General features: G+C 60.1%; 38 protein-coding genes, 1 tRNA gene and 1 pseudogene. 9 read left to right on the forward strand and 31 right to left on the reverse strand.

Features of this window, described 5'->3' with window-relative positions; genetic code table 11:
- The first annotated feature begins 23 nt into the window (after positions 1-23).
- Entirely contained in the window at positions 24-803 is a 780-nt protein-coding gene (locus PVZ80_RS09840; RefSeq protein ID WP_273863779.1) for an SDR family oxidoreductase, read from the forward strand.
- Positions 804-865: 62 nt separating this feature from the next.
- Here PVZ80_RS09840 and PVZ80_RS09845 read toward each other — a convergent pair whose 3' ends face one another.
- On the reverse strand, positions 866-1,642 hold the full coding sequence (locus tag PVZ80_RS09845) for an NAD(P)H-dependent oxidoreductase (protein WP_038633105.1): 777 nt from the start codon (positions 1,640-1,642) through the stop codon (positions 866-868).
- A gap of 85 nt (positions 1,643-1,727) precedes the next feature.
- On the opposite strand from PVZ80_RS09845, the gene PVZ80_RS09850 reads away from it, so the two are divergent.
- The gene (locus PVZ80_RS09850) at positions 1,728-2,621 is read left to right on the forward strand and encodes a LysR family transcriptional regulator (RefSeq protein WP_273863780.1); all 894 of its coding nucleotides are present in this window, start codon (positions 1,728-1,730) and stop codon (positions 2,619-2,621) included.
- A 6-nt stretch (positions 2,622-2,627) separates the two neighbouring features.
- Here PVZ80_RS09850 and PVZ80_RS09855 read toward each other — a convergent pair whose 3' ends face one another.
- The gene (locus tag PVZ80_RS09855; RefSeq protein ID WP_273863781.1) at positions 2,628-3,566 is read right to left on the reverse strand and encodes a LysR family transcriptional regulator; all 939 of its coding nucleotides are present in this window, start codon (positions 3,564-3,566) and stop codon (positions 2,628-2,630) included.
- Positions 3,567-3,612: 46 nt separating this feature from the next.
- Positions 3,613-4,587: a quinone oxidoreductase family protein gene (locus PVZ80_RS09860; RefSeq protein WP_273863782.1), complete on the reverse strand. Its 975-nt coding sequence runs from the start codon at positions 4,585-4,587 to the stop codon at positions 3,613-3,615.
- A 422-nt stretch (positions 4,588-5,009) separates the two neighbouring features.
- On the opposite strand from PVZ80_RS09860, the gene PVZ80_RS09865 reads away from it, so the two are divergent.
- Positions 5,010-5,083, forward strand: a tRNA-Cys gene (locus PVZ80_RS09865).
- 137 nt (positions 5,084-5,220) lie between these two features.
- Positions 5,221-6,198: a tyrosine-type recombinase/integrase gene (locus PVZ80_RS09870; RefSeq protein ID WP_273863783.1), complete on the forward strand. Its 978-nt coding sequence runs from the start codon at positions 5,221-5,223 to the stop codon at positions 6,196-6,198.
- On the opposite strand, the gene PVZ80_RS09875 is transcribed toward PVZ80_RS09870, so the two are convergent.
- Both PVZ80_RS09875 and PVZ80_RS09880 read right to left on the reverse strand, forming a co-directional pair.
- Positions 6,195-6,440: a helix-turn-helix transcriptional regulator gene (locus PVZ80_RS09875; protein WP_273863857.1), complete on the reverse strand. Its 246-nt coding sequence runs from the start codon at positions 6,438-6,440 to the stop codon at positions 6,195-6,197. The two genes, PVZ80_RS09870 and PVZ80_RS09875, sit on opposite strands and share 4 nt — an antisense overlap.
- Positions 6,441-6,442: 2 nt before the next feature.
- Positions 6,443-7,024, reverse strand: coding sequence for a hypothetical protein (locus tag PVZ80_RS09880; RefSeq protein WP_273863784.1), 582 nt, complete (start codon positions 7,022-7,024; stop codon positions 6,443-6,445).
- Positions 7,025-7,098: 74 nt separating this feature from the next.
- On the opposite strand from PVZ80_RS09880, the gene PVZ80_RS09885 reads away from it, so the two are divergent.
- Entirely contained in the window at positions 7,099-7,317 is a 219-nt protein-coding gene (locus PVZ80_RS09885) for a hypothetical protein (protein ID WP_273863785.1), read from the forward strand.
- A gap of 60 nt (positions 7,318-7,377) precedes the next feature.
- On the opposite strand, the gene PVZ80_RS09890 is transcribed toward PVZ80_RS09885, so the two are convergent.
- The 4 genes from PVZ80_RS09890 to PVZ80_RS09905 all read right to left on the reverse strand — a co-directional run bounded on the left by PVZ80_RS09890 (position 7,378) and on the right by PVZ80_RS09905 (position 10,085).
- Positions 7,378-8,451, reverse strand: coding sequence for a DNA-methyltransferase (locus PVZ80_RS09890; RefSeq protein WP_273863786.1), 1,074 nt, complete (start codon positions 8,449-8,451; stop codon positions 7,378-7,380).
- 61 nt (positions 8,452-8,512) lie between these two features.
- Positions 8,513-9,109 (reverse strand): hypothetical protein, encoded by a 597-nt coding sequence (locus PVZ80_RS09895; RefSeq protein WP_273863787.1) that lies wholly within the window; start codon positions 9,107-9,109, stop codon positions 8,513-8,515.
- A gap of 50 nt (positions 9,110-9,159) precedes the next feature.
- The gene (locus tag PVZ80_RS09900) at positions 9,160-9,339 is read right to left on the reverse strand and encodes a hypothetical protein (RefSeq protein WP_273863788.1); all 180 of its coding nucleotides are present in this window, start codon (positions 9,337-9,339) and stop codon (positions 9,160-9,162) included.
- Positions 9,336-10,085, reverse strand: a complete 750-nt coding sequence (locus tag PVZ80_RS09905; protein WP_273863789.1) for a hypothetical protein — start codon at positions 10,083-10,085, stop codon at positions 9,336-9,338. The genes PVZ80_RS09900 and PVZ80_RS09905 overlap by 4 nt, the downstream gene beginning before the upstream one ends.
- Positions 10,086-10,157: 72 nt before the next feature.
- Here PVZ80_RS09905 and PVZ80_RS09910 point away from each other — a divergent pair, with 72 nt between their 5' ends.
- A complete protein-coding gene (locus PVZ80_RS09910; protein WP_273863790.1) occupies positions 10,158-10,388 on the forward strand; it encodes a hypothetical protein in 231 nt (76 codons plus the stop codon).
- Here PVZ80_RS09910 and PVZ80_RS09915 read toward each other — a convergent pair.
- The 22 genes and pseudogenes from PVZ80_RS09915 to PVZ80_RS10020 form a co-directional block, all read right to left on the reverse strand.
- Positions 10,385-11,308 carry a DNA cytosine methyltransferase gene (locus PVZ80_RS09915; protein WP_273863791.1) on the reverse strand — a complete coding sequence of 308 codons (924 nt, stop codon included), beginning with the start codon at positions 11,306-11,308 and terminating at the stop codon, positions 10,385-10,387. The two genes, PVZ80_RS09910 and PVZ80_RS09915, sit on opposite strands and share 4 nt — an antisense overlap.
- Positions 11,309-11,319: 11 nt before the next feature.
- Positions 11,320-11,451 (reverse strand): annotated as a pseudogene (locus tag PVZ80_RS09920) (reverse transcriptase); the annotation flags it as partial.
- Between the two features lie 4 nt (positions 11,452-11,455).
- The gene (locus PVZ80_RS09925; RefSeq protein ID WP_273863792.1) at positions 11,456-12,076 is read right to left on the reverse strand and encodes a hypothetical protein; all 621 of its coding nucleotides are present in this window, start codon (positions 12,074-12,076) and stop codon (positions 11,456-11,458) included.
- A 220-nt stretch (positions 12,077-12,296) separates the two neighbouring features.
- On the reverse strand, positions 12,297-12,653 hold the full coding sequence (locus PVZ80_RS09930) for a four helix bundle protein (protein ID WP_273863793.1): 357 nt from the start codon (positions 12,651-12,653) through the stop codon (positions 12,297-12,299).
- 53 nt (positions 12,654-12,706) lie between these two features.
- Positions 12,707-13,333, reverse strand: coding sequence for a DUF1566 domain-containing protein (locus PVZ80_RS09935; RefSeq protein WP_273863794.1), 627 nt, complete (start codon positions 13,331-13,333; stop codon positions 12,707-12,709).
- Positions 13,334-13,411: 78 nt separating this feature from the next.
- Positions 13,412-13,993: a DUF1566 domain-containing protein gene (locus tag PVZ80_RS09940; RefSeq protein ID WP_273863795.1), complete on the reverse strand. Its 582-nt coding sequence runs from the start codon at positions 13,991-13,993 to the stop codon at positions 13,412-13,414.
- Between the two features lie 120 nt (positions 13,994-14,113).
- Entirely contained in the window at positions 14,114-14,590 is a 477-nt protein-coding gene (locus PVZ80_RS09945) for a hypothetical protein (protein WP_273863796.1), read from the reverse strand.
- A 60-nt stretch (positions 14,591-14,650) separates the two neighbouring features.
- Complete coding sequence (locus PVZ80_RS09950; RefSeq protein WP_273863797.1) at positions 14,651-14,962, reverse strand: hypothetical protein; 312 nt, start codon at positions 14,960-14,962, stop codon at positions 14,651-14,653.
- 78 nt (positions 14,963-15,040) lie between these two features.
- Positions 15,041-15,505: a hypothetical protein gene (locus tag PVZ80_RS09955; protein WP_273863798.1), complete on the reverse strand. Its 465-nt coding sequence runs from the start codon at positions 15,503-15,505 to the stop codon at positions 15,041-15,043.
- A gap of 7 nt (positions 15,506-15,512) precedes the next feature.
- On the reverse strand, positions 15,513-16,076 hold the full coding sequence (locus PVZ80_RS09960; RefSeq protein WP_273863799.1) for a siphovirus Gp157 family protein: 564 nt from the start codon (positions 16,074-16,076) through the stop codon (positions 15,513-15,515).
- Positions 16,073-16,819, reverse strand: a complete 747-nt coding sequence (locus PVZ80_RS09965; RefSeq protein WP_202339629.1) for a hypothetical protein — start codon at positions 16,817-16,819, stop codon at positions 16,073-16,075. The genes PVZ80_RS09960 and PVZ80_RS09965 overlap by 4 nt, the downstream gene beginning before the upstream one ends.
- Before the next feature lie 139 nt (positions 16,820-16,958).
- Entirely contained in the window at positions 16,959-17,132 is a 174-nt protein-coding gene (locus PVZ80_RS09970) for a hypothetical protein (RefSeq protein WP_273863800.1), read from the reverse strand.
- Complete coding sequence (locus tag PVZ80_RS09975) at positions 17,129-17,329, reverse strand: hypothetical protein (protein WP_273863801.1); 201 nt, start codon at positions 17,327-17,329, stop codon at positions 17,129-17,131. Before PVZ80_RS09975 ends, PVZ80_RS09970 begins: the two co-directional genes overlap by 4 nt.
- The gene (locus PVZ80_RS09980; RefSeq protein ID WP_273863802.1) at positions 17,326-17,517 is read right to left on the reverse strand and encodes a hypothetical protein; all 192 of its coding nucleotides are present in this window, start codon (positions 17,515-17,517) and stop codon (positions 17,326-17,328) included. Before PVZ80_RS09980 ends, PVZ80_RS09975 begins: the two co-directional genes overlap by 4 nt.
- On the reverse strand, positions 17,514-17,948 hold the full coding sequence (locus PVZ80_RS09985; protein WP_273863803.1) for a hypothetical protein: 435 nt from the start codon (positions 17,946-17,948) through the stop codon (positions 17,514-17,516). The genes PVZ80_RS09980 and PVZ80_RS09985 overlap by 4 nt, the downstream gene beginning before the upstream one ends.
- Positions 17,945-18,205 (reverse strand): hypothetical protein, encoded by a 261-nt coding sequence (locus tag PVZ80_RS09990; protein ID WP_028682467.1) that lies wholly within the window; start codon positions 18,203-18,205, stop codon positions 17,945-17,947. The genes PVZ80_RS09985 and PVZ80_RS09990 overlap by 4 nt, the downstream gene beginning before the upstream one ends.
- Before the next feature lie 19 nt (positions 18,206-18,224).
- Positions 18,225-18,461, reverse strand: a complete 237-nt coding sequence (locus tag PVZ80_RS09995) for a hypothetical protein (protein WP_273863804.1) — start codon at positions 18,459-18,461, stop codon at positions 18,225-18,227.
- Positions 18,462-18,647: 186 nt separating this feature from the next.
- Complete coding sequence (locus PVZ80_RS10000; protein ID WP_273863805.1) at positions 18,648-19,127, reverse strand: DUF1566 domain-containing protein; 480 nt, start codon at positions 19,125-19,127, stop codon at positions 18,648-18,650.
- Positions 19,128-19,724: 597 nt separating this feature from the next.
- A complete protein-coding gene (locus PVZ80_RS10005; RefSeq protein WP_273863806.1) occupies positions 19,725-19,937 on the reverse strand; it encodes a hypothetical protein in 213 nt (70 codons plus the stop codon).
- 38 nt (positions 19,938-19,975) lie between these two features.
- Positions 19,976-20,542 (reverse strand): hypothetical protein, encoded by a 567-nt coding sequence (locus PVZ80_RS10010; protein ID WP_273863807.1) that lies wholly within the window; start codon positions 20,540-20,542, stop codon positions 19,976-19,978.
- An 81-nt stretch (positions 20,543-20,623) separates the two neighbouring features.
- Complete coding sequence (locus PVZ80_RS10015; protein ID WP_273863808.1) at positions 20,624-20,878, reverse strand: hypothetical protein; 255 nt, start codon at positions 20,876-20,878, stop codon at positions 20,624-20,626.
- A gap of 436 nt (positions 20,879-21,314) precedes the next feature.
- Positions 21,315-22,031 (reverse strand): LexA family transcriptional regulator, encoded by a 717-nt coding sequence (locus PVZ80_RS10020; RefSeq protein ID WP_273863809.1) that lies wholly within the window; start codon positions 22,029-22,031, stop codon positions 21,315-21,317.
- An 83-nt stretch (positions 22,032-22,114) separates the two neighbouring features.
- On the opposite strand from PVZ80_RS10020, the gene PVZ80_RS10025 reads away from it, so the two are divergent.
- Genes PVZ80_RS10025 through PVZ80_RS10035 form a run of 3 tightly spaced genes read left to right on the forward strand, consistent with a single transcriptional unit; the run spans position 22,115 to position 22,744 of the window.
- Complete coding sequence (locus tag PVZ80_RS10025; protein WP_273863810.1) at positions 22,115-22,315, forward strand: transcriptional regulator; 201 nt, start codon at positions 22,115-22,117, stop codon at positions 22,313-22,315.
- A 29-nt stretch (positions 22,316-22,344) separates the two neighbouring features.
- Complete coding sequence (locus tag PVZ80_RS10030; RefSeq protein WP_273863811.1) at positions 22,345-22,545, forward strand: hypothetical protein; 201 nt, start codon at positions 22,345-22,347, stop codon at positions 22,543-22,545.
- Positions 22,546-22,564: 19 nt separating this feature from the next.
- Positions 22,565-22,744, forward strand: coding sequence for a hypothetical protein (locus PVZ80_RS10035; RefSeq protein WP_273863812.1), 180 nt, complete (start codon positions 22,565-22,567; stop codon positions 22,742-22,744).
- The last annotated feature ends 71 nt before the right edge of the window (positions 22,745-22,815 follow it).

Consider the following 22,815-nt stretch of genomic DNA (forward strand, 5'->3'; position numbering starts at 1 on the left):
GACATTTTCCTGGAGAACCCAAAATGAGCAAAAAACGTATTCTGGTCACTGGCGCCGGTTCGGGCTTTGGTCGCGCGGTGGCGCTGCGCCTGGCTGCCAACGGGCATGAAGTGATCGCCGGGGTGCAGATCACCCCGCAGGTCACCGAACTGCGCGAACTCGCCGCCAGCCTCGACCTCAAACTGCGGGTGGAGAAGCTCGACATCACCTCGGCCCGCGACCGCGCCTATGCCTGGCAATGGGAGATCGACGTGCTGCTGAACAACGCCGGCGATGCCGAGACCGGCGCCATCGCGGAAATCCCCGTGGATATCCTGCGCGCCCAGTTCGAGACCAACGTGTTCGCCAACCTGGAACTGACCCAGGGCTTCGTGCGGCAGATGGTCGAGCGGCGCAAGGGCAAGATCGTCTTCGTCTCGTCGATCGCCGGCCTGCTCACCGGGCCCTTCACCGGCGCCTACTGCGCCTCCAAGCACGCCCTGGAGTCCATCGCCGAGGCCCTGCACATGGAGCTGGCGGAGTTCGGCGTCCAGGTCGCGACCATCAACCCCGGGCCCTATTCCACCGGCTTCAACGACCGGATGATGGAGACCTGGAAAAGCTGGTACGACCCGCAGAAGCACTTCACCGATCACTCCGGGCTGAAGTTCCCCTTCGAGCAATACGACCCCGAGGAAATGGTGGCGAAGATGGTCGAGGTGGTGGAGGGCGACGGCGGGCCGTTCCGCAACCTGCTGCCGGCGCACTTCGTCGACATCGTCAAGCAGGATCAGCAGGACGCCTGGACGCGCCAGCAGTCGTAGCTGGGTGCCGGTGTCTGCGTCTCGACAGCCAGCCGGCACGCGCCTGGCTGTGAGCCCACGGCCTACATCAGGTGAGCGGCGAAGCCTTGCTGGTCGACGGCGATCTCCGGGTGCAGGGTGAGTTCGGGGATCCGGTAGGCGCCGGCGTTCTGTGGGCGGAAGGCGATGGGCGCGGTCTGTTGCAACTGATCGAGGCGCTGCCCGAGCTGGTCGCAGATCGCCGCGAAGCGCGCCTCGTCGATGCGCCCGGTGCGGTAGACCACGAACGGCGGCAGCACGTCGAAGCCGGGGTAATAGAGGATGCCGTGGTGGATCGGGAACAGCAGGTCGTCCATCGGCCCGTTGATGCCCCGCGGGCCATAGTGCGATTCCCAGCCGCCGGCGCTGACGATCAGCATCGCCCGCTTGCCGGCCAGGGTGCCTTCGCCGTAGCGATCGCCCCAGCGCGCGTCCGAATGCTCGCCCACGCCATAGGCGAAACCGTAGGCGTAGACCCGTTCCACCCAGCCCTTGAGAATCGCCGGCATGGAGAACCACCACAGGGGAAATTGCAGCAGCACGGTGTCGGCCCAGAGCAGTTTTTCCTGCTCGCGGGCGATGTCCGCCGATTGCAGGCCTTCTTCGAACGCGCGCTTGGAGTCCAGGGACGGATCGAAGCGGCTGTTGTCCGGCCGGCCCAGGCTGTCGTCGGCATCCAGCGGCGCCTTCCAGTTCATCGCATACAGGTCCGAGACCTGGACCGCGTGGCCGGCGGCCTGCAGGCGCTTGATCGTGAAGTCCTTGAGCGAGCCGTTCAAGGAGCGGGGTTCGGGGTGGGCATACACCAGCAGTACATTCATCACAGGGTCTCCAATGTCGGGAGACAGCAGGATCGGTCGTCGCCAGGTATATTGGAAATGAATATCCAATATCCCAGGTATTGTCATGAATAATTTGAGGCGCTTGGACATCAACCTGCTGCTGACCCTGGATGTGCTGCTGGCGGAGCACAACGTGACCCGCGCGGCGCAACGCCTGAACCTGTCGCAACCCTCGGTCAGCGTGCATTTGGCCAAGCTGCGGGAGATCTTCGGCGACCCGTTGTTGCTGCCGGGCCCGCGGGGCATGCGGCCCACCGCCAGGGCCGACGAATTGCGCGAGCCGTTGCGCCGGGCGCTGGAAGCATTGGAGCTGGCGGTGTCGCCGGCCAGCCCGTTCGACCCGGGCGCCGCGGCCAATACCTGGAGCGTGTCGGCGTCCGACTACGGCGAGTCGACGGTGATCCTGCCGGCGCTGGCCGGCTTGCGCGCGGCGGCCCCCGGCACCCGGCTGGCGGTGCTCGAACTGGAGCCCGGACGGCTGGTCCAGCAGGCCGAGCAGGGCCGCATCGACCTGGCCCTGCACACCAGCGAGGACTCACCCCCCGGGCTGCGTCGCCGGGTGCTGTTCAGCGAACGTTATGTGCTGGTGGGCCGCGCGGGCCATCCACGGCTGCAACGACGCCCGAGCCTGGCGCAGTTCGGCAAGCTGGAGCACGTTGTGGTGTCGCCCGATGGCGGCGGTTTTCACGGCGTCACCGACAGTGCGCTGGGCGAAGTGGGCCTGACCCGCCGGGTGGTGCTGTCGGTGCCGCACTTCCTGTTTGTCCTCTCCGCGCTGGCGAGCACCGACCTGGTGGCGATGCTGCCGGCGCGCCTGGTGCGCGACAACCCGGCGCTGAAGGTGGTCGAGCCGCCGCTGGAAGTCCCGGGTTATGAAATGGCCATGCTCTGGCACGAGCGCTGCCACCGCGACCCGGCCCACCAATGGCTGCGGGAGTTCATCGTCGCTTCGCTGTGAACGCTGCTACGCCTCGTCCCTGGCCGGCGTTTCCCACGGCGCGCTCTGGGCAAAAAACGCCTCGATCCACTGCTTGAAGGCCTGGGTGGTGGCGCTGCTGAAGCGCGCGGAGGGGCGCAGCAGGTAGATTCCCGAGTCGCTGTCCAGCTGCCACTGCGGCAGCACCCGGACCAGATGCCCCGACGCCAGGTCCTGGTGCATCAGCCAGTCGCCGCCGGCGAGGATGCCGACGCCGGCCCGGGCCGCGGACAACAGCGCCTCGTTGTCATTGCTGTGCAGGGTGCCGTGGATGCGCACGGTTTCCTGCCGGCCCTGGCGGGTCAGGCGCCAGTCGGGGTAGGAGCGCAGGCCGGTAAAGCCCAGGCAGTTGTGGCTGGCAAGGTCGGCAGGCATCTGCGGTTCGCCATGGCGTTGCAGATAGGCGGGCGCGGCACAGAGGATGCGCCGGTGCGCACAGAGCTTGCGGGCCACCAGTTGGCTGTCGGCCAGCTCGCCGATGCGGATCGCCGCGTCGAAACCCTCACCGACAATGTCGACGAAGCGGTCCGAATACTCGGTCTCCAGCACCACCCCGGGATGGGCCAGGGCGAACTGGGCGAGGATCGGGCTGAGCCAGCGCCGGCCCATGGCGGCCGGCAGGGCCAGGCGCAGGCGCCCACGGATCTGCGCAGCGCCCTGGGAAGCTTCGTGTTCGGCTTCGCTGATCAGGCTCGCCGCCTGCCGCAGGCGTTCGACCAGGCGCGCGCCTTCGTCGGTGAAGCGCAATTGCCGGGTGGTGCGCTGCACCAGGCGAATGCCCAGGCGGCTTTCCAGGGCCGCCAGGCGCTTGGACAGCACCGAAGGGTGGCGCTGCAAGGCGCGGCCGGTGGCGGCGAAAGAACCGTGCTCGAAGAGCGCCATCAGGGTGGCGAGTTCATCGGCCTGTCGACTGTCGAACAGATCCATGTGCCTGGGGTGCCTCACTATGCGGCCAGAAGGGAAGGAAACGGCCTCAAGGTATCAATACGATGGCTCCTTGCGCGCGTCCGTCGTGCAGATCGGCGTGGGCCTGGGCCACTTCGGCCAGGGGATAACGCTGCCAGATCCGCGGCTGGATGATACCCGCGGCGAAGGCGTCCAGCACATCGGCGGCGCGCGCCTGGTACTCGCTGGCACTGGCGGTGTGGGCGGCGAGGGACGGGCGGGTGAGGAGCAGCGAACCTTTGGCGTTGAGCGTGCCGACCTGCACCGCGTCCGGAGCACCTGACGTCGCGCCGAAGGACACCAGCAGGCCGCGCGGGCGCAGGCTGTCGAGGGAGGCTTCGAAGGACACCCGGCCGATCGGGTCGTACACCACATCGACCTTGTGCCCTTGAGTAGCCTCGACGACCTGTTGGGCGAGGGTGGCGGCATCGAACACCAGCACTTCGTCGCAGCCGGCGGCCCGGGCCCGCTCGACGCTTTGCGCCTTGGACACCACGCCGATGACGCTGGCCCCCAGATGCTTGGCCCAAGGCACCATCAACTGCCCCAGGGCACCAGCGGCGCCATAGATCAGCAGCCGGGTGCCAGGCCCGACGGGATAGGTGGACTTGAGCAGGTACTGGGCGGTGATCCCCTTGAACAGCAGCGCCGCGGCGGCGTCCGAGGCCAGCTGCGGCGGCAGCTTGACCAGGCGCTCGGCCGGGTACAGGCGGGCGCTGGCATAGGCGCCGAGGGGGCCGGTGGCATAGGCGACGCGGTCGCCCACCTGGACCTGGGTGACCCCGGGACCGATCGCCTTGACCAGCCCCGCGCCTTCCAGCCCGAGCCCGCAGGGCAGGGCAACCGGCACGGCGCCGCTGCGCTGGCTGAGGTCCAGCGGGTTGACGCCGATGGCCGTCTGCTCCAGCCAGACCTCGCCGGCACCGGGCGCCTGGGCTTGCACCTGCTCGAACTGCAGGACCTGAGGGGCGCCGACTTGGTGAAGCTGTATGCGGGTGACCATGCTCGATCTCCTTGGAATGTTCGTAAAGGAGGCGAGGATAGAAGTGAGCTGTTGGGGCAACAATCCAGGTTGGCTGCATTACACTGCTGCGCGCTGTGCAGGAGTCCGAGAAGAAATCTGGAATTGGCTTGGCCTTGGGGCACAGATGGACCCGCGTAATTCGGGTTCATTGAGCAGGGCCTGCCTGACTCTTTATTTTCCGGGTACTGCCTTGTCAGCCATCGCCACTGCCGACGGTAAAGCATTGAATTATTTCATTTCTGTCCTTGACATGCCCTGCGAACAAGTCCAGAATTGCGTCCATTCCTGATTCAGGAACGCGAAAAACCCCTTAGAATTCAAAGGGTTGGAAGGTAGATTAAGTTCAGGCTTCCAGCTTAGAGTTGTATGCCTTTGATGCGGTTGTAAGGCATCGAAAGTTTGGCCGAGTAGCAAAATGGTTATGCAGCGGATTGCAAATCCGCCTACGCCGGTTCGATTCCGACCTCGGCCTCCAAACTGAAAAGCCCCGCAACCATTGAGGTTGCGGGGCTTTTTTTGTGCTTGCGGATTTTGTTCGGCTGGACAATTGGGACAATCCTGGGACACCGAGACTGTTTGCATGTCCCAGAGTCGAACGGCAAACTCCGCTGCATGGCGACTATTGAGCAGCGTCCCAACGGGACATGGCGGGCGAAAATCCGCAAGAAAGGTTACCCACCACTCTCGGCATCGTTTGACACGAAAGCCGATGCGCAGCGGTGGGCCTCTGAAATCGAAGGGGATATATCCAGGAAGCGGTTTGTTGATATGCGGGAAGCCGAATCAACAACAGTGGCCGAGGCCCTGGAGCGATACGGCAGAGAGATCTCTTCGCAGAAGAAGGGTGTCAGACAGGAGCTGACCAGGATCAAGACCTTGTCAGCCAGCAAGTATGGAAAGAAGTCGCTTGCTGAGCTCAGGTCGTCAGACCTTGCCGAATTCAGAGATCAGCGACTTGCTGAGGGGATGTCGAATAGCACTGTTAGGCTCGCCTTGGCGCTGATCAGTCACCTATACACAGTAGCCATCAAGGACTGGGGGATCGAAGGCTTAAGCAACCCTGCTGCAAAGCTTAGGATGCCCAAGGCCAATAATGAACGTGACCGCCGGCCGACTGCATGCGAGTTGACCAAGGTTATGGAGGCTGCCGCAACAGTGCATCAAGAGCTTCCGATGATCATTGAATTTGCCATCGAGACGGCAATGCGCCGTAGTGAGATGCTGACCCTTCGGCGACCTCAGATCAAAGGAAAATACGTCTTGCTCGAGGACACCAAGAATGGATCGCGCAGAACGGTACCGCTTTCCACCCGGGCGCGAGCAGTTCTTGATTCATTGCCGGCCAGGATTGATGGAACTGTTTTCTCTTTGTCTCCGCACTCGGTGAGCCAGTACTTTTTTAAGGCCTGCAACATCGCCGGAGTCAAGGACTTGCATCTTCATGATCTGAGGCATGAAGGGACTTCCCGGCTTTTTGAACGCGGCCTATCCATCATGGAAGTGGCGAGCATCACAGGGCATAAGACGATGAGCATGTTAAAGCGCTACACGCATCTATGCCCTGACACACTGGCAGAGAAGTTAGGCTAACTAACACTGGCCAGGGTAGGTGGAGCTTGACGTTTCCGCCCAACCCTGGCTGGAGCATGCCGACCTTCTTCGCACTCCTGCAGGAATTGACGAACCGTGCTTACCCGCCAGCAGATCCTGCTGCCCTGTTTGAAGAACGGCGGAAGCCATGCAGCACCAGCCTGACGCGCGCTGCGTATCGACGATTCCGACCGCCCCAGCAGCTTTGCCAGTTCCGGGATGTGAATCACTTCCTGTTCGATATTCATCGTTCTACCTCCTTGCTCGTGGCGGTTACGACTTCGCCTCGCATTCGCCCTGAGATCTCTATCGACTTCTCTTTGCTGATCGATATGACAGAAATTTCTGCTAAGCAGCCTGCGACGATATCGGGAATTGGCTGTTCGCTTAGTCCATCAACTGTGGCTTTCACCTCAGCCATGGCGGCTGAGAGAATATCCAGCAAAATCGAATCCTTACGCCGAGCCTCGTTCTCGGCCCTGAGTCGCGCCATCACACCATGCTGAATTGCGTTGAGCGTTTTTGCTTTGGTCAGGTTCGTGTGAATATTGGAGTGCTGGCGATCAAGGTCGCTATAGGCGGTGACTACCTGATCTATCCGCTCCTTGGCAGCTTGGAAACCGGCCGCTGAATATACCGCCTCACTTTCAAGGCGATCGATCTCAGCTATAAGCTCCAGCACGGCAGCCGGGTTAGCAGCATCGGCGAATTCCGTTTCTGCCTTGTGCCAGTCTTCTGCCAGATCGTCACCGCCGGATCCGCACAGTTGCGCGAAAGTGCTCTCGGCGGCCTCGGCCACGCGCTTCAGTTCGCTGCGGTCGATCATGGCTTTCTCCTCTTCATCATTTCCCACCGCTCAGTAGTCAGAACAATGAAGTTCCTGATCCCGGTCAGCACTGGGTGGAATTCACCGTCGAACTCTACGAAGAGCCCGGTTTTGCGGCGTTCTGGGGTTCGGTCGATCACGTCGAGAAGGCGGCCTACGCCGCCGTCTGGACGTCTCTCGTGGATGTCGTATTGCATGGCTCCGCCTCGCCCGCGCTCGGCAGGCTTCTGAAAGTGGAAGGGTTGTTTCGGAAAGGTCTTGCAGACGCCGGCGTTGCGCGCGGCTATCGTTGAATCGTTCGCCCGGCCCGTTGTCCTGGCCTGCGCCGACTGCTAGCGGGCTGTGGCGAACTCCTATTGCGCAGCAGCCATGACGTCGTGAAACACATCCATCTGCGCTGCGCCGGCGAGCCAGGCCTCTGCAATCCGGCGTTCAGCCATGGCGGCATAGCCCGGGTTGATCTCACAGAGCAACGATTTTCGCCCTTCCTGCATTGCGACGAGGGCTGTGGTGCCAGCTCCGCCGAACGGGTCCAGCACCATGCCACCGCGGGGCGCACCGGCAAGAACGCAGGGCCGGATAAGATCAGGCGGGAAAGTGGCGAAATGCGCGCCCTTGTAGCTCGCGGTGGCCACCTTCCATACGCTGCGCTTGTTACGGGTTTCGTCGTAGTCGAAATCGTCCCGCCCGGAGCGATGCTGAGCGGTCTGCCCATGCTCTCCAACGGTGTACTTTGTCTCTCTGGCAAAGCTGTTGCGCCTACTGCGACCTACGGCTTTCATAGGCCCGTTGTTCTTGCCTGGAACGCGATCGCTGCCAGTCTGGCCGTCGATATCCTGCTTCAACCGGGTAACCGTGCTGGCCATCGCCGGTTCGCGGATCGCGTCCTGGTCGAAGTAGTAGCGCGGCCCTTTGCTCAGCAGGAACATGTACTCATGGGCCTTCGTGCATCGATCCTTCACGCTCTCCGGCATTTGATTGGGCTTGTGCCAAATAATGTCCTGCCGCAAAAACCAACCATCGTTCTGTAGCGCGAAAGCTACGCGCCACGGGATTCCAATCAGGTCTTTTGGCTTTAGTCCGGGCGGAGTTTTTGGTCTAGCGTTAGCCCATTGCTCTGGATTTTTCTTGCTGCCCTTCGATTGTGGGGCGTTTTTTGTCCCCGGAGCGGTTGAGCAATAGCTATCCCCTAAGTTCAACCACAGTGTTCCGTCGTCGCGCAGCACCCGGCGTACTTCGCGGAAGACGGCCACCAGGTTGTCGACAAACTCTCCTGGGGTGTCCTCCATGCCGATCTGGCCGTCATGGCCGTAATCACGCAGCCCGAAGTAAGGCGGGCTGGTGACGCGGGTGTGTACCGACTGATCCGGCAGCGTCCGCATCATATCGATGCAGTCTCCGACCAAGATTTGATGTTGTTCTGTCATCGCTTCGGCCCTCGGTAGATGTTCTGGCCAATGAACAGCAGTGCGGGGAGGGAGAGAAGGATCATGGCTGCATCTCCGCTTCCTCTCGCTCTGCATTGATCATGTCGAGGAATGTCTGCGGCAGCTCAACGGCTTCATTGCTTGGCGACCAGGACATGGGGCCATGATTGCGAATCATCTCGTTGACCAGATCGAAGGCTGCCAAAAGCTGGTCATCGTTGATCTCGCCATCTTCTGGCAGATCATCGAAGAAGTAATCGCTTGGGTCGATTTCCCTCGGATGATTCGGGGTACAGAAGACAAGCTTCAGGTCGGCCAGGTCGATCTCGTTATCGATGATGTGATCACGCAGGCTTTCTTCGTCGAAGAAATAGTCATCGCCGTCGTAGTCGGTGATCGGTTCGCCACCCCAAATACGGGTTGGCATTGCAGCGAACCCGGCAGCTCGACCTTCTTCGTAGCAGGCCTGGCACCAGCCGTTCGTTCTGTGAATTGGATGCGCTGGGTTCTTCGCACACTGCCGGTGCGTGGACCCACAATAGCGGGCCATGTGTTCATCGTTTCCCCAGAACCGGCCCGAAGGGTCAACCCAGCCCGTCACGGTCTTGATGCTGGCGGCTTCCGGAGATTCATACATCACCACTTTTTCTTCAGGCATGACTTGTCCTTTCGGCTTGCTGCCGAGTTGAGAGAGTTGAAGGGGAGGGGTTACTGGTAGTTGGTGCTGATGCGTCTAGCGATGTCTTCCAGGCGCTCGGCCATGGCCCACATGTCGTTGTTGTCGCGGCGGGACACGACTTTGCACCGCTGGACGTTGCGCCCAATCAGGATCTTGGCGGCCAGCAGGATCAGCCAGGCCTCGGCCTTCCGGCGAAAGAACCGCCTCATGGCTTGGCACCATGGTTGAGGCGGGCTACTTCGTCGAGGGCTGAATTGAACTCGTCGGCCGCCAGGCGTGCTGAATTGCAGTTGCCGAGCCGCGTGTAGTACTCCTCGGCAGTTTTGCGAGCTGGCAGCACCACCGCTACCGGCGCTGGCGGGCGTCTGTAGAGCGTGCGCACCTCGTACTCTTCCGGCTGCTCAAGAACAAGCTCCAGCGACTCGCCGCTGATGTCTTCCCAGCAGACGGAGCCGTGCGACCTGACCTGATTCACCTGATCGCCCTGAGGCTTTGGCTCTGTGAGCATTTCTAAGCGTTCCGCCGCCAGCGCCTGCCATGCCCTCAACTGATTTTGCAGCTGTTCCGCCTCGGCCTGTAGCCGGGTGACGTAATCGTCTAAATCGATTTCATTGCCACACTTCCAACAGCAACCGTCGCAGCCGGCCCGCTCGGCGAGGGTGAAGTCAGCCTTGCAATTCCAGCATTGCAGCTCCCCGCTAGCAGGCGGCACAGGCTGGGCGGCTGGCTCTGCGCTGGCGGATAGGGCGACAAGCAGATCATTTGCAAGCTCATGCAAAACATTGGAGGCGATGCTTGGTCCAGCACCGGCGACATATCCCATCACCCCATCCTTGCGCACAATGATTGTGCCGTCGTCCTGAGGCTCAAGATTCCAGCCAGGCAATAGCGAACGCAGTTTGTTATTCATTTCTTCGCTCCAATGGTGCACTGCTGGGTTGTTTTCTGTAGGCATGGGGAGTCCTTGCCGGGCATGCCCGGGCAGTTGAGGTGCTACGATGGCGCCTTCCTCAAAACGGGTAGGCCCATGACAAAGCACGATATCTATGACGAGCTGGAAGGATTTCAGCTCTGGAACTACATGGAGTGCGAGAAAGACGAGGAAGGCCGGGAGACCTGGCGGATCAACGTCGAGGTGAAGCGGGGTGGTGAAGTTGTGGTGCCAGTTGTTGCTGGCGATCGCACATTCCCCGACCGTGGCCTGGCCCAGGTTGCCGGCCGGGAGCTGGGGGCTAAGTTGGTGGTCGGGATCAGTTAAGCCGCTCTCAACAAGGCCTCTATGACTCGCTGCCCCGCCAGAGGCGGCACTGCATTTCCAGCCATGTGCATGGTCAGCCGGTGGTTGTCCGGGCGTAGGGTGTCAGCCGGGAAAGACTGCGCGGCCAAGGCTTCGTTGGCACTGAGCATCCGCATGCGGTCACCGTCGACCAGGGCCCAGCGGTCCAAAGTAGTGATGGTGCCGATCGGTCGGTTGATGTCGCGGCCGGTGGTGCCAGAACCTTTGCCGTAGTAGGGCATGATGAACCGGTCGCCGAAGCGCTGGCGGCCGTTTCGCACCCGGTCCAGGGTTGCCTGAGCCCGCCCCGGCTTCTCGATCAGCGACCAGCGACCGGCGTCGAAATCGAGGAAGCTGGCGGCAGGGACATGCTGTCGCTTGTGCAGCTCGAGCATCAGCGGCGCCCGACTGCGCGTCAGCACCAGAAACAGCCGGACGCGGTGTTGCGGCACACCCAGATCAGCGCAATCAACGACATGCGGCGCGACCTGATAGCCCAGGGCCTGGACGGCCTGCACCCAAGCCGGATACAGAGCCCAGTTCGTAAACTCAGGCACGTTTTCAACGAGGCTGAATTGCGGCCTATGGAACTCCAGAGCGGAGACAACGGCCCAGGCTGTAGACCTCGACGAGTCATGCTGTGGGTTCCCATTGGCCTTCCCGCGCGCCGGGCTGTGGCCCTGGCAGCAGGGCGACGCCAGAAGCAGGTCATGAGCTGGTACTTGGTCCCAGCGAGCCTGATGCAAGTCCTGACAAACGTGCTGGGTGTCAGGGTGGTTTGCGCTATGCCATTCCACGGCGGCCGGCAAGTGGTTTGCCGCCCAGAGAACCTGGACGCCTGCGGCGCGCGCGCCGGTGCTCCATCCGCCGAGGCCGGCGAACAGGTCGATTGCTGTTGTCATGAGTTCTCCGATTATCGCTTCGGGTAGGTCTTGGTCAGGTCGCCATTGACGACGTGCCCGCGCTTGAGCACGACACGCGCCAGGGCGGCCCGGTCCTTTTGGCTATGGCTGGCTTGGCCGAGCAGGCCGAAGTAGCTGTTGGCGGGGCTATTCGGCGCGGTTCTTTCGGAAAGCTCTGGCATCGCCAGTCGTGCCAAGTGCCTCATCAACCGTCCAGCCTTTGCGGAGCCTGTTTTGTATGGTCTGCGACTTGATTCCAAGCTTCTCAGCCCATTCACTCAAGCCAAGCGTTTCGCCGCGGAAGGTGATCCGCTTGTTGGTTGACTGATTCCGTGCCTGCTGAATTCGGGTTGCCCACCGGCAATTGCTGGACGAATAGCCTTTGCTGCCATCCTTGCGGTCGAGGGTGAAGCCATCGCCCGGGCACTCGCCCATATCCGCAAGAAAGCGCTCGAAGTCATCCCACTCCGCGCAGATGCCTATTCCGGATCCACCATATTGCGGGTAGTTGCTGGAGTTCTTGTTCAGGCACCTGGCTCGCATAGACCGCCAGCGCTTGTGCGTAAGGCTTCCGGTGCGCCCATGGGTGACGTGGTTATTTTGCTCTTTCCGTATACAGCCGCAGCTTTTGGTTGCTCCGGAGCGCATGTTTCCAGCCACGCCGACGAACGCTGACCCGCAGGAGCAGATACAGTGGACAGAAGAGGCGCCGCCCCATCGAGTGACCGTGAGGCGCCCATAGGTTTCGCCAGGTTCAAACTTTGCCATCGGCGTGAATCCTCGGTGGAAATTCTGAATATATGCGTTGTTGGCTGAGTACTGCGACCTGTCGTGCTATCTACATTGCCCCATCGATTTCTCAACAGGGAAACTATGCCGGACCAACACGGACGCTTTAGACCGGCGGTATCCGTTGTGCATATGGCGGTGGCCCAGAGGCCAGCGGCGTGACCAGATTCAATTCGCACAGACCTGAAAGCCTTGGCCTTCAGGTGGCGGGCGCGGTTGGGGTGGAGCGTTTCCAGGCGTTGGCCTGTTTGCCGATGGAGCTGGTGACCTCGATGGCCTTGGCGTGTTGCGGCACGCTGATGAAACGGCTCTCTTTGAAAAGCCGCATCAGGAACTCGATCACCTGGACCTTCTCAACCAGCTCCGTCAAAAAAGGTCGTCGGTCCCGTGTGGCGTTGGCCCGGGCAATCAGCAACAGCACGTCGATGCACTCATCGATGACTCGCTTGCCAAGCGACTGCTTGAGGTCGCGCGGGATGTTGCGGGTCAGGTTCGTGGCCATATGCAGTAGGCCCATCGCGGCGTTGTAGATCGACAGCTCTGTGTGCATTGCCATGACATGCCCCTCCATGGGCGGCCGGCCGCAAGCGGCCGGATTAAAGGAATGAATTACTGAATAAGCTCGCTGCGGACGGGGCGGACGCGGAGCTCGACGTCCTTGCCGAAGTGGTACTGAACGCCATCTTCAAAGTGCACGTAGAACGCGTTGTTGGCGGAGCGCTGCGTTGAGGACCAGTACGCCCGAGGCCGGAAGGCATTAGGATCGCCAGCCTGGAAACTTGGAACTTTGGTTTGCGCCGGAAACTCCTCGGTGTACAGCTTGCCCACCGGGACGCTGTTCGGGTTATCGCCATCGCGTCCCCAGCAGTAGTTGCTGTCGGCTGTCGGTTTGAAGTGGCGATATTGCAACTCTTCAGCGTCACGTGCGGGGATTGCCCAGTCGTTGTATCCGTCGATAGTCAGACCCAGGACTTTCTGTGCCGGCTCACTGCCAGCGGCGGCCATGGCCTCAGTGTTGGCGCGGCTGTTCGTGAAGCTGTCGGCGCCATCAATCTTCAAGCCATATTTACCCCATTCACCAACCAGCTCATGCTCGGCGCCGGCGGTGATTACGCGGTATTCCAGGCCGGTATCCGGGTCGCGAACGATGCCGGTGAAGAAGCCGCCGCCGTATGGCTGGCCAATCTGGAGTTGGAGTGCGGTTTCAACTGGTGCTGCTTTAGCTGCTGCGGACATGGTCTTTCCTCTTTTCGAAGGCAACAAAAAAGGCGCTTCTGCGCCCCGGTGCCAGATCAAGAACGAATGATTAAAGGATCAAATAAAGAATCTGCGGACGGGGCGGACGCGGAGCTCGTAGCTCTTGCCGCCGCTGTACTGAGTGCCACCTCCAAAGCCCATGGTGAACGCGGTGAGGGCGGAGCGCTGCGAACTCGACCAGTACCCGCCCTTGGCGATCAGGTCGTGTACCCAGGCCTGGTACAGCTGAGCCGCCGCGGGCAGATCAAAGTCGGAATGACCGTCGACGGTATATGCTCGAGCAGCTTCGGCAGCTGGATGACCGCCAGCAGCGATCAGCGCGTCAGTGTTCGCCTTGCCGTCCCATTTGCTGATGGCTTCCGACTCTTCGCCGTAACGTCCCCACTTGTGCTCGCCAATGTCCTTGTCTGCGACGATCAGGTAGTGGGCTGGGACATTGCCGCGCGGCGCTACGAAGCCGCCATTGATACCGCCTTGGCCTGGCCAATATTCACCGATTGCTGGGACGGCAATCGCTTGTGGAGCATTGGCAGGGGAAGCCTGAGCAAACACGCTCGCCAGTGCGATCTCGGCAAGCGTTGGTCGAGACATTTTGAACTTGAGGCCTTTGTGTTCCAGTTTCACCATTTCAGATTTCATGGGATGCTCCTGTAAGCAAAATAGGGTGCAGGCGGCCGGCGCTTCCCGGCGAGCTTCTGGTCTGAACGTCGTCCTGACGATCCCGGAATCACCTGCGAAAAAAAGGAATGAAGAATCGAATCAACGAATAAGAAGGCTGCGGACGGGGCGGACGCGGAGCTCGTTGAGCTTGTCGTAGAAGTCCTGATAGCCATCTTCAAAGTACATGTAGAACGCGTAGTTGGCGGAGCGCTGCGTACTCAGCCAGTACCAGTCCTCTTTGAGGCTCTGGATAACACCGTCAGCCTTGGCTGCCATCATCAGCGAGCCTTCCAGGCAGGACGGGATGTGACTGCCCCGCTCAAGCGCCTTCACTGCGATCTCGCTGCCAGCCTCGGCCATGGCCCGGGTGTTTGCCTCGCCGTCGCTGTAGCTATCCGCCCCGGGGATCTTCACGCCATACTCGCCCCAGGCGCCGTTCAGTTCGTCGTCGGGCAATACCAGGGCACGCTCTTCGCCGTTGAGCCAGTAGCGGGTGACGAAGATGCCGCCGGCGAGAGGTTGGCCGCGTTCGGGGAGTTCGGCTGCGGCGATGGTTTGCTGTGCAACTTGGGTCATGGTGTTTCTCCGGGGTATGCGCCGCCCTCCGTATCCGGATGCGCAGCGGTGGGGTAGGGGTTATTCGTCGTGGCAGATGCGAAGGGATTCGCGACGGTAGGCGAGCTCCAATTTTCGCGCCACGTTTTCGGATACTGTGATTTCGTGTCGCGGAGGAGCGAAGAATCGGGCAGAGCCGGCCGGGCCCAGGCCGTGCAGATGGTGAATCATCAGCGTCATGGCCTCGCCCTGCTCCTCAATACCGTTCCAGTCCATCAGGTCGGCCAGGGCCTGGCGGGTTCCGGCCAGCGTATGGAGTCGCAATTCCTCTTCGCCGCGGCTCTTTCGCTTCGCCGCGGTCTTTGCTGAGCGTTCCGCATTGCTCTTGGCCATGGCCTACCTCTTCGATTCCGCTGGCCGGCAGTGCCAGCCAGGTTTGACGTTTGCGTTGCTGGATGCGGGCGATTCGCTTCACGCTGCGACCTTCCGCTGACTCCAGGCACCGACCGCTTCGAAGATCCGCGCAGCATGATCCTCGTCGAGTGATATCGCCTCGGGAATGGCGATCCAGCCAGAGGCCACCATCTGGCCTTGGTTGGCTGAATCGCGCAGCTCCTTGTAGCAATGCTCGATCACGTCCTCCAGGTGGTCGGAGAGGTAGACGCCTTCCGGGGCCACCTCAATCGACTTGCTGTAGCGGTCGCCGCGGGCGTCGATACACAGAGCGCTGAGGTAGATCGTCCACCGGTGGGGGATGCCACAGACGGCCTGGCCGATCTTCCCTGGGGCGATGTTCTTCAACGACTTGTAATTGATCATGCCCTGGCGACCGCTTGGGTCGATGTTCACCACTGCTACGTGGTTGGTGCTGAGCAGGGCCCGGCAGGATCGTTCGATCCTGGCCTTGAGGCTATGCGGCTTGCGTTTGCTCTTCATGCTGCCCTCACTTGATCCGGATTGAGCTCTCGCCGCGCTCCAGATGAGCCCAGGATGGTTCTAGCAGGAGCTCATGCTCTGCATCTTCACCGGCTTCCATACGCTTGCGAACGGCAGCGTTGTGATCGCGGATCTCTTTGAGGCGGGCAGCGATGCTCTTTTTGTCGGGCGCGATCACGGTGTTCACTGAAATGAATTCGTCCGGCACGGCCTGCTCGTTGTCGACGATCACCTTCTCTGGCGCGAGGGCCAGGGTGATGGTGAACAGCGGTCGCTTGATCGACTTGATGTCGGCCGCTTCCATGTTCCGGCGAAGGTAGTCGCTGATCTGGCCCACGGTGTTCTTCTTGATGCGCTTGAGCTCGTTCAGGCGGTCGACTTCTTTGTCGATGGCATCGATGTCGCCCTCGATGTTCCGGCGCAGCATGACGATGCTGTCGGCCTTCTCGGCGAGCTCACCTTTGATGCCGTCCATGGTGTCCTGGATGGCTTGCTTGAGGTTTTCGTCATCGGTGTCCGCCATGGCGGCGAGTTCGGCCATCTGGCCAGTCAATGCATAGAGCTGGGTCATGCAGCACTCTCCTGGGCATCTTCAAGGTCGGCCTTGCGGGCATCCTTGGCGCGGGTGAACTTGATTTTGTGGGCATCGCGTTCCGGATCGTTTTGACGAAGGTCCAGCTTACGCATGGCTGATTTGTAGAGCTGCTGCAGCTCGTTGAGCGACTGCGCGGTACCAATCAGATGGAGCGTCTCGGCCAGCCATTCGCGATACTCGGCAGCCTGGCGCTCCTTCGTTTCGATCTTGTCCTCGGCGCGCTCGATCTCGGCTTCACCAAGGCGTTCGTTGACGTAGTGAATGTCGTCATAGAGGCCCAGGCGGACATCGGCGGAGAACCCCAGCTGACTGAGGCATTTACCAATCGCATCAGTGAGCGATTTCTTGGGGGCGTCGAAGTCGGTGGTGATACCGAACCGGTTCTGCGTGATAAAGGGGGTGTGGCCGTAGTGGGTGATCGTCTTGCGCTCACCATCACCGCCGACGTACCAGAGCGCGACCTTGAGTGTGTGCACCTGGGCGTGAGCCAGCACACTTCCTTCCTTGCTGAGCAAAGGACCGCCGACGTCGAAGCGCTCTTCGATCACGTCATAACCCCAGCCGGTACCGCATGGACCGAACTGCTCCGTGGCGCGCTTGGCCAGGTACTGGGCATTCACCGCGGTACCCGTGAAACCACCTGGGCCGGTGTACTCCTTGGTGAACTTGGGGTCGGTCTTTTCGACCTCTTCCCACAGGGCGAGGTTAGGTACAGGCATGACTATCTCCCGCCGCGCAGGTGCGCAGCTTTGAAAGATGTGGGTTATTGGGTGAGGTGATCGGCGAGAGCGCTGATCAGCATTACGGCGGTGCAGAGGGCAAGGGCGGGAAAGGAACTACGCCAGTAGAGAAGGGCGATCACGACTCGACCAGTGACAGCAGTCGTTCACCCAGGGCGATCTTGGCGTTGGCCTGCTCCTTCTTGATACCGGCGACCCGGGCGACTTCGGAAAGGGAAAGGCCTTCGCGACGGAGTTTCGCGCAGCGGATTGCCAGTTGTTGGCCGCGCTTGTGTGCACCGGCGCCGCTCATTGACGTTGCTCCAGCTGGGCCACGCGATAGCGGAGAACCTGCAGCACCCGACCGCGGTAACCTGGCTCCGCATACTGCTCAACTGGCGGTCCGTAGAAGCCCCGGCGCTCGGCCAGGCTGTATGCATCACGCAGGTTGTGAGCGGTAATGTCTTCCAGTTGCTCGTCGATGAGCGACTTGACTGGGGACGTGGTCATTCTGCCTCCTTGCGCCGGTGACAGGCTTCCATCAGGCGCTTGCAGTAGTGGGTGAATTCGTCACGCGTGATTGCGTCGTCGAGAAACAGGCGGGTGATCAGACCCTGTACCAGGACGTCGATGTCCGACTGGCTGGTTGGGTCGTCGACACCATCTAGGGCCTGGTCGATGAGGATGTGCGGGCTCACCACCCAATCTCCCGTTCGAGTTCGTCCTGTTCGATCTGCAGGGCGACGGCTTTTGCCGCGTGCGGTCGCAGCAGCTCAAGAGCAACTTCCTTTCGAGCCGTCTTGGAGCCCAGCAGGTATACCTGCAAGTCAAACATCCGGCCGCTGCTGCTGAAGTTTCCGGCCAGGGCCAGAAGCTGGCCGAAGGCGTCGATCTGGTCTTCGCCATCTTTCTGCCGCTGGTTGGCCAGGTCCTGAAGCGCTTGCCAGTAGTCGGCCTGGGTGACTTCGCCGCGGTCAGCTTTGCGGTAGCCCCACTCGATGCGATATCCGAGCGTGAGGCGCTCGGCGTTTGTCTCTAGCCATTCGGCTTCGGCTTGGCTTTCCTCGCTCACTGGAGGCGGCTGGCGGTTGTCGTATTCGTACTGAGCAATATCGATTGCTGCGTTCATGGCTGCGTTCTCGCTGTCTGCGCTCGGTAGCGGCGCATGAGGCCGTCAGTGAGACGCTTGATGATTCGGGGATAGCGGTCTGGATGATGTAGGCGACAGGGCAGTTCTTCGCGCCCCCACATCTCGTGGTCGCAGTAATCGCAATCGCAGTGCTTGTTCAGAAGCGCTCGGGCTTCGGCCTTGCATGCGGCGCGCAGCGTGAACCACCGGCGTCCGCCGCCACGGAATACCGCGGCATTCTCAGTCGTGACGTTCATGGTCGCCTCCAGGGTGGGTTTAGGTGTTTTCTTCCAGCCATTCACGGATGTATTTGGCGCCGATATGAGCGAGGAACTCATCCTTGTGGTACTGGTCGAGAATTTCAGGAATCGTGAATTCGCCGATCAAGCCACTTTCGATGTGATCTGACGGAAGAACTGCTGTGACCTGGGTGAGAATTTGAAGGTCTCGATCTCGAAAATGACCAGCTGCGCTGGATACTTCTGAAGCCAGAAAGGTGATTTTTTTGCTCATGACCTACTCCATCTGATTGATTCGGCTCAGGCGATATACCCGCCAGGCATAGTGGTAACGACTTTCCGCGGTGCGTCATGCATACGGCCTTTGGCGCAGTCGTGGACGTTGGGGCGGGGCTTGGATGGCTTGCGTTTCATGGCTTAAACCTCGATAGAAGTCTTAAGATCAGAAGCAATAATTGAATTACTGAAGGAATCTGCGGACGGGGCGGACGCGGAGCACGTTGAGCTTGCCGATGATGACCTGATTGCCACCTTCAAAGTGCATGTTGAACGCGTAGTAGGCGGAGCGCGGCGAAGACGAGATGTAGTACCAATCAGTGGAGAATGACTCAGGCGCGTACTGCCACCCATGATGTAGCTCGCCAATCGCTGGCAGATAGAAATCGGCGTGGCCATCGGCGGTGTAAGCGGATGCTGCGATGGCGGCAGGATGCTTGCCCTTGCGAGCGATCAGGATTGCAGTGTTGGCGCGGCCGTCGGTGCGGCTGGTGGCTTTAGTTGATACGCCGTAGTCGCCGTATGCGTGCCGCCCTACGTCTTCGGTGGCGAAGATAACGTGGCACATGCCTTCAGGATATTGGCGAAGGCCGCCATAGATGCCGCCTTGACCTGGCCAGATGTCGCCAATGGCTGGCGGCTGAATGCTCTGTTCTGCGTTCATGGGGTTTTCCTTGTCGGGTGATGGTTCAAATCCAATCGAAAGCACTCGACCTGGCCGCTGTTTGCCGTTGGGCGCGGAGGGAGTGCTTTCTGTTGGGTTCGGGGGAAGAAGAAAGCCCCCGTTGGACGTTCGGGGGCTTTCGATGCAGCTTCAGATGCAGCTTGATGGTGTAGCTCTATGAATTGGTTGTTTTTGGCGGGATCGTTCAGCGCCAGAACGCTGCGACCCCGGTGGTACATCGCCAGCGCTCACTGATAGAGCGCAGTGGATCGGTTGGCAGGCCGGCTGGGATTGGCGGTTCTGGCCGCACATGGCTCAGCGCTGCTCCGATCAGGATGATCAGGAGCATGGCAGTCTCCGGTTGGGTTGTGATGCAGGTGGGCGGTTATAGGCCGCAGTTTCGTCCGCATCGGTAGTCGCTCTCGCCCTTGCCATGCCCGCATGCGGAGGCCCTTGGTTCATCCAGAGAGTGACTACCGATGCAGCCTCTTTCGAGGTGATCGGGTGGGTTCAAGGCAGCTTTCAACGTGACCACCCACGTTCTCAACCATCGCTGCATAAGGGCAGTTAACGTCAGGCTGACGTGGCGCTGGTTGTTCAGTTACCGTCTTCGCTATCCAGAAAGCGGATCAGCCACGGCATGAGCGTCTGGACGGTGCCATCAGCCATTTCGACGATGGCAACGCTGTAATTGCCGGGGCCGTTTTCGAACTCCTCGTACCCAACGCCCCAGCCGTGAAACTTGCCTTCGGCCGCGTCCTCGATACCTGTCCGGCGCCCGCGATCGTCGTGCACTGCCTTCATAGTCATAACTGGTCGCATCGTCTTGCCCTCCAGGGCGGTTGATTTCAGGTAGCAGTGAGCATGTCAGCCCTATCCAGCAGGGCAGTGCAGACACGCTCGTCGAATCGGTCAGTCGTGCGGTATTGATCGACCGCTTGCCGGATGACGCTAGCCTTGGCGATTGCCCAGGCCCTGTGCGCTTCGTGTGGGAAGTCAAAGCTGCCTACGCTGGTGCGGCTGCCATCCAGCCAATGAACTCTTGCCATGAACGGCTTCCCGCGCTTCGTTCGGGATACCCCCACAGGCAGATCGCCCCGCTGTGACGGACGGTCGATGGCCAGGTTATTCAGGATGCTTGGCACGAACACCGACGTTTCCGGGCAATAGATCTTTGCGCCGGGGCTCAAAATGTCTTTGTCCAGATGATTGCCAAGCCAGGGCTGCTGCTCCATCCACGCCTTGAAGGCGCTGAATCGGAGCCATTGCTCGGCAACTTGGCATCCTTCGTAGTGGCGATCATCGCGCTCGCCGAAGCAGCGCCGGAGAATCCCTTTCCACCTGCTGTAGAACGGGCAGTTGTGATAGCGGGGCAGGTCGTTGATCCCAACCCCAAGAACAATTCCTCTTGCCATATCGCTCTCCTGTGCATCAAAGCTGTCTCAATGAGGAGGCTTTGATGCTGGCCCTCGGTGGAAGGCCAGCCAGTGAAAGCGTCATGCGGCAAACAGTTCTTGCTGGCCTGGCTGTGGCGCGCAGCGCTGGAGGCCTGCACGAATTGCCGATTCCAAAATTTCGGCATCTTGCTCCAGCTCTGGGCAACCCTCAGGGACGAGGCCGGCCACTCGACGAATCTCTGCGGCGCGATTCTGCAGTTCGGGAATAACCATCAAGCGCATGGTGCCAACAGTGCTGACATCAAGGCTGCATTCCCGGCAAAGCCGGATGTAATCGAGGATGTACTTGGGCATTCCGTCTCTCCGGTTGTTTGGCTTCCGAATGCCTCCCGGGGTAGGAGAGGCATTTGTGAAACCAGATGGAGCCCTGAATCAGGCAGGGCGCCATCTACTTGCCTAGCGACTCGCAACTGGCGCAGCGCTAGGGGACTTCTCTATGTCAAAGAACTTGGTTCCAGTCGGTCCCGCTTTCCGGGGCTGGGAGATCACTTCGCTGATCCCTGGCTATCTGGCGGCTTCACCAGTCGTGTGTGGGCCTTTTCAGGCCCTGCCGTGTTTGGCGGCGTTGATGCTAGTAAACAACACGTTTATAAACACGTCAACACAATTTGTTTATTTTGTTTATTTCTTGGCTTGAGGGATAAAAGGTGAGGCGGGGGGAGGGATAAAACGCAGGCGAAAAAAAGCCCGCGCTAGGCGGGCTCTTGTTCGATAAGTCGGTGTCGTGGTGCTACCAAAGGGCGGAAGACCAGAAAACCCGGCCAAGTATCGTGATCTCTTGTTCGATCATCTCTTCGGCGGTGTAGTCCTCGTCATCATGCTCCTCCCTGTTAAAACTACGGAGACGGATGCCTCCACCAGGGATTCGATAGAGGGTTTTCACTCGGAGCTGTCCAGCGTGGGCCAACGCGTACATCTTTCCATCAATAACGTTGGTCGTTCCTGTATCAACCCCTACGGTACTGCCATGTGGCAGTACCGGCTCCATGCTATTTCCAGACACGGTTACACATACAGCTTCTGATGGCTGTACCCCCTGTCGACGTAATGTGATCTTGCCAAATCGAAGCTTTTGCTTGTTTGACTGCTGGATAGTGGATTTCCCACTACCTGCCGACAACTCCACTTCCTTTAGGAACGGCACATACACCTCATCTTCATCAAGCGGGGTGTCATCGTCCCAAAGCGAAATAGGAATCAGATCAGGGTGCTGGGACGACGGCACGTTAGGGAATGAATCCTCTTCTCCGACACCTGTTTCGAGCCAATTGTAGTTCACTTCCAGATTAGAGCAGACAGTCTGCATCTGTCGGCCAGGTACGCCTCTGGTAAACCAGTTGTTCAAAACCTGGGTGCTAACGCCCATCCTGCTGGCGAAATCAGTAGGTTTTATGTGCCGCTTGGCCAGTTTTTCTCTTAGGCGTTCGCCTGAATGCTTGATTTCCATAAACAGGAAGTTTACTCGGCTTGCTATGTTTATTAAATAAACGTATCGTTGAGCTGTGTTTACTCGCCGACGGCGGAATGTTTATGAATCCAACACCTCTAGAACGCGCAATTTTGGCTGCTGGCTCTGGCAAGGCTTTGGCCAAATTGCTGGGCGTAACCCCAATGGCCGTTTCCTACTGGAAGGTCAGAGGTGTTCCCGCACGTCAGGCAATCCGGATTGAAAGCGCCACTGGTATTTCTCGCCATGAGCTGCGCCCAGACCTTTACCCGATAGCCGCTTAACCACTTCGAACACTCAAGGAGCCTCACCAATGGCATATGGGAATGATCAGCGTGATCACCGCAAACACAACGAAATCAAGTCTCGGTTTAACGACGATCAGTACGAAGCAATCGTCGCACTCGCAAAGCTTCATCGCCTGGAGCGGGCAGTACTGATTCGCATGTGGGTAGAGGAGAAGCTCAGCTCGTTCATTGCTCAGGATTCTAACAGCGACCAGAGCGCGGCCTGAAGGCCCTCAGGAGGGCCTCATGGCTGAAAGAACAATAGTGACGGGGCTGGAAGAGAAGTACTTCCAGCGCCTTGAGCTTGAGGCAGCAAAGAGAGGCATGACGCCTGAGGAGTTTTTACCTGTCTTCGTCGAGGAAATCATCGCGGAGAAGACCAGGCCGAAGGGTGCCGGAAAGCTGCGGTACTTCAAGAGGGACTGATTAGGCCCTCGAATTTCAGACACAAAAAAGCCGGGATTGCGGCCCGGCTGATTCGTTGTAACACGTGAGGT

This window comes from Pseudomonas sp. B3G-3, assembly GCF_028640915.1.
GTDB lineage: Bacteria > Pseudomonadota > Gammaproteobacteria > Pseudomonadales > Pseudomonadaceae > Aquipseudomonas > Aquipseudomonas chlororaphis_I.

Excerpts from the sequence above, each read along its gene's own strand:
- PVZ80_RS10010 (WP_273863807.1), bottom strand. The coding sequence starts at position 20,542 with ATGGCAAGAGGAATTGTTCTTGGGGTTGGGATCAACGACCTGCCCCGC.
- PVZ80_RS09965 (WP_202339629.1), bottom strand. The coding sequence starts at position 16,819 with ATGCCTGTACCTAACCTCGCCCTGTGGGAAGAGGTCGAAAAGACCGAC.
- PVZ80_RS10030 (WP_273863811.1), top strand. The coding sequence starts at position 22,345 with ATGGCATATGGGAATGATCAGCGTGATCACCGCAAACACAACGAAATC.
- PVZ80_RS10005 (WP_273863806.1), bottom strand. The coding sequence starts at position 19,937 with ATGACTATGAAGGCAGTGCACGACGATCGCGGGCGCCGGACAGGTATC.
- PVZ80_RS09945 (WP_273863796.1), bottom strand. The coding sequence starts at position 14,590 with ATGACCCAAGTTGCACAGCAAACCATCGCCGCAGCCGAACTCCCCGAA.
- PVZ80_RS09990 (WP_028682467.1), bottom strand. The coding sequence starts at position 18,205 with ATGAACGTCACGACTGAGAATGCCGCGGTATTCCGTGGCGGCGGACGC.
- PVZ80_RS09970 (WP_273863800.1), bottom strand. The coding sequence starts at position 17,132 with ATGAGCGGCGCCGGTGCACACAAGCGCGGCCAACAACTGGCAATCCGC.
- PVZ80_RS09895 (WP_273863787.1), bottom strand. The coding sequence starts at position 9,109 with ATGCCTGAAGAAAAAGTGGTGATGTATGAATCTCCGGAAGCCGCCAGC.
- PVZ80_RS09845 (WP_038633105.1), bottom strand. The coding sequence starts at position 1,642 with ATGAATGTACTGCTGGTGTATGCCCACCCCGAACCCCGCTCCTTGAAC.
- PVZ80_RS10020 (WP_273863809.1), bottom strand. The coding sequence starts at position 22,031 with ATGGAAATCAAGCATTCAGGCGAACGCCTAAGAGAAAAACTGGCCAAG.
- PVZ80_RS10025 (WP_273863810.1), top strand. The coding sequence starts at position 22,115 with ATGAATCCAACACCTCTAGAACGCGCAATTTTGGCTGCTGGCTCTGGC.
- PVZ80_RS10000 (WP_273863805.1), bottom strand. The coding sequence starts at position 19,127 with ATGAACGCAGAACAGAGCATTCAGCCGCCAGCCATTGGCGACATCTGG.
- PVZ80_RS09870 (WP_273863783.1), top strand. The coding sequence starts at position 5,221 with ATGGCGACTATTGAGCAGCGTCCCAACGGGACATGGCGGGCGAAAATC.
- PVZ80_RS09900 (WP_273863788.1), bottom strand. The coding sequence starts at position 9,339 with ATGAGGCGGTTCTTTCGCCGGAAGGCCGAGGCCTGGCTGATCCTGCTG.
- PVZ80_RS09915 (WP_273863791.1), bottom strand. The coding sequence starts at position 11,308 with ATGACAACAGCAATCGACCTGTTCGCCGGCCTCGGCGGATGGAGCACC.
- PVZ80_RS09995 (WP_273863804.1), bottom strand. The coding sequence starts at position 18,461 with ATGAGCAAAAAAATCACCTTTCTGGCTTCAGAAGTATCCAGCGCAGCT.
- PVZ80_RS09850 (WP_273863780.1), top strand. The coding sequence starts at position 1,728 with ATGAATAATTTGAGGCGCTTGGACATCAACCTGCTGCTGACCCTGGAT.
- PVZ80_RS09930 (WP_273863793.1), bottom strand. The coding sequence starts at position 12,653 with ATGGCAATGCACACAGAGCTGTCGATCTACAACGCCGCGATGGGCCTA.
- PVZ80_RS09880 (WP_273863784.1), bottom strand. The coding sequence starts at position 7,024 with ATGATCGACCGCAGCGAACTGAAGCGCGTGGCCGAGGCCGCCGAGAGC.
- PVZ80_RS09950 (WP_273863797.1), bottom strand. The coding sequence starts at position 14,962 with ATGGCCAAGAGCAATGCGGAACGCTCAGCAAAGACCGCGGCGAAGCGA.
- PVZ80_RS09955 (WP_273863798.1), bottom strand. The coding sequence starts at position 15,505 with ATGAAGAGCAAACGCAAGCCGCATAGCCTCAAGGCCAGGATCGAACGA.
- PVZ80_RS09855 (WP_273863781.1), bottom strand. The coding sequence starts at position 3,566 with ATGGATCTGTTCGACAGTCGACAGGCCGATGAACTCGCCACCCTGATG.
- PVZ80_RS09940 (WP_273863795.1), bottom strand. The coding sequence starts at position 13,993 with ATGAAATCTGAAATGGTGAAACTGGAACACAAAGGCCTCAAGTTCAAA.
- PVZ80_RS10015 (WP_273863808.1), bottom strand. The coding sequence starts at position 20,878 with ATGCCCAAGTACATCCTCGATTACATCCGGCTTTGCCGGGAATGCAGC.
- PVZ80_RS09985 (WP_273863803.1), bottom strand. The coding sequence starts at position 17,948 with ATGAACGCAGCAATCGATATTGCTCAGTACGAATACGACAACCGCCAG.
- PVZ80_RS09975 (WP_273863801.1), bottom strand. The coding sequence starts at position 17,329 with ATGACCACGTCCCCAGTCAAGTCGCTCATCGACGAGCAACTGGAAGAC.
- PVZ80_RS09925 (WP_273863792.1), bottom strand. The coding sequence starts at position 12,076 with ATGGCAAAGTTTGAACCTGGCGAAACCTATGGGCGCCTCACGGTCACT.
- PVZ80_RS09860 (WP_273863782.1), bottom strand. The coding sequence starts at position 4,587 with ATGGTCACCCGCATACAGCTTCACCAAGTCGGCGCCCCTCAGGTCCTG.
- PVZ80_RS09890 (WP_273863786.1), bottom strand. The coding sequence starts at position 8,451 with ATGACAGAACAACATCAAATCTTGGTCGGAGACTGCATCGATATGATG.
- PVZ80_RS09905 (WP_273863789.1), bottom strand. The coding sequence starts at position 10,085 with ATGCCTACAGAAAACAACCCAGCAGTGCACCATTGGAGCGAAGAAATG.
- PVZ80_RS10035 (WP_273863812.1), top strand. The coding sequence starts at position 22,565 with ATGGCTGAAAGAACAATAGTGACGGGGCTGGAAGAGAAGTACTTCCAG.
- PVZ80_RS09960 (WP_273863799.1), bottom strand. The coding sequence starts at position 16,076 with ATGACCCAGCTCTATGCATTGACTGGCCAGATGGCCGAACTCGCCGCC.
- PVZ80_RS09935 (WP_273863794.1), bottom strand. The coding sequence starts at position 13,333 with ATGTCCGCAGCAGCTAAAGCAGCACCAGTTGAAACCGCACTCCAACTC.
- PVZ80_RS09840 (WP_273863779.1), top strand. The coding sequence starts at position 24 with ATGAGCAAAAAACGTATTCTGGTCACTGGCGCCGGTTCGGGCTTTGGT.
- PVZ80_RS09910 (WP_273863790.1), top strand. The coding sequence starts at position 10,158 with ATGACAAAGCACGATATCTATGACGAGCTGGAAGGATTTCAGCTCTGG.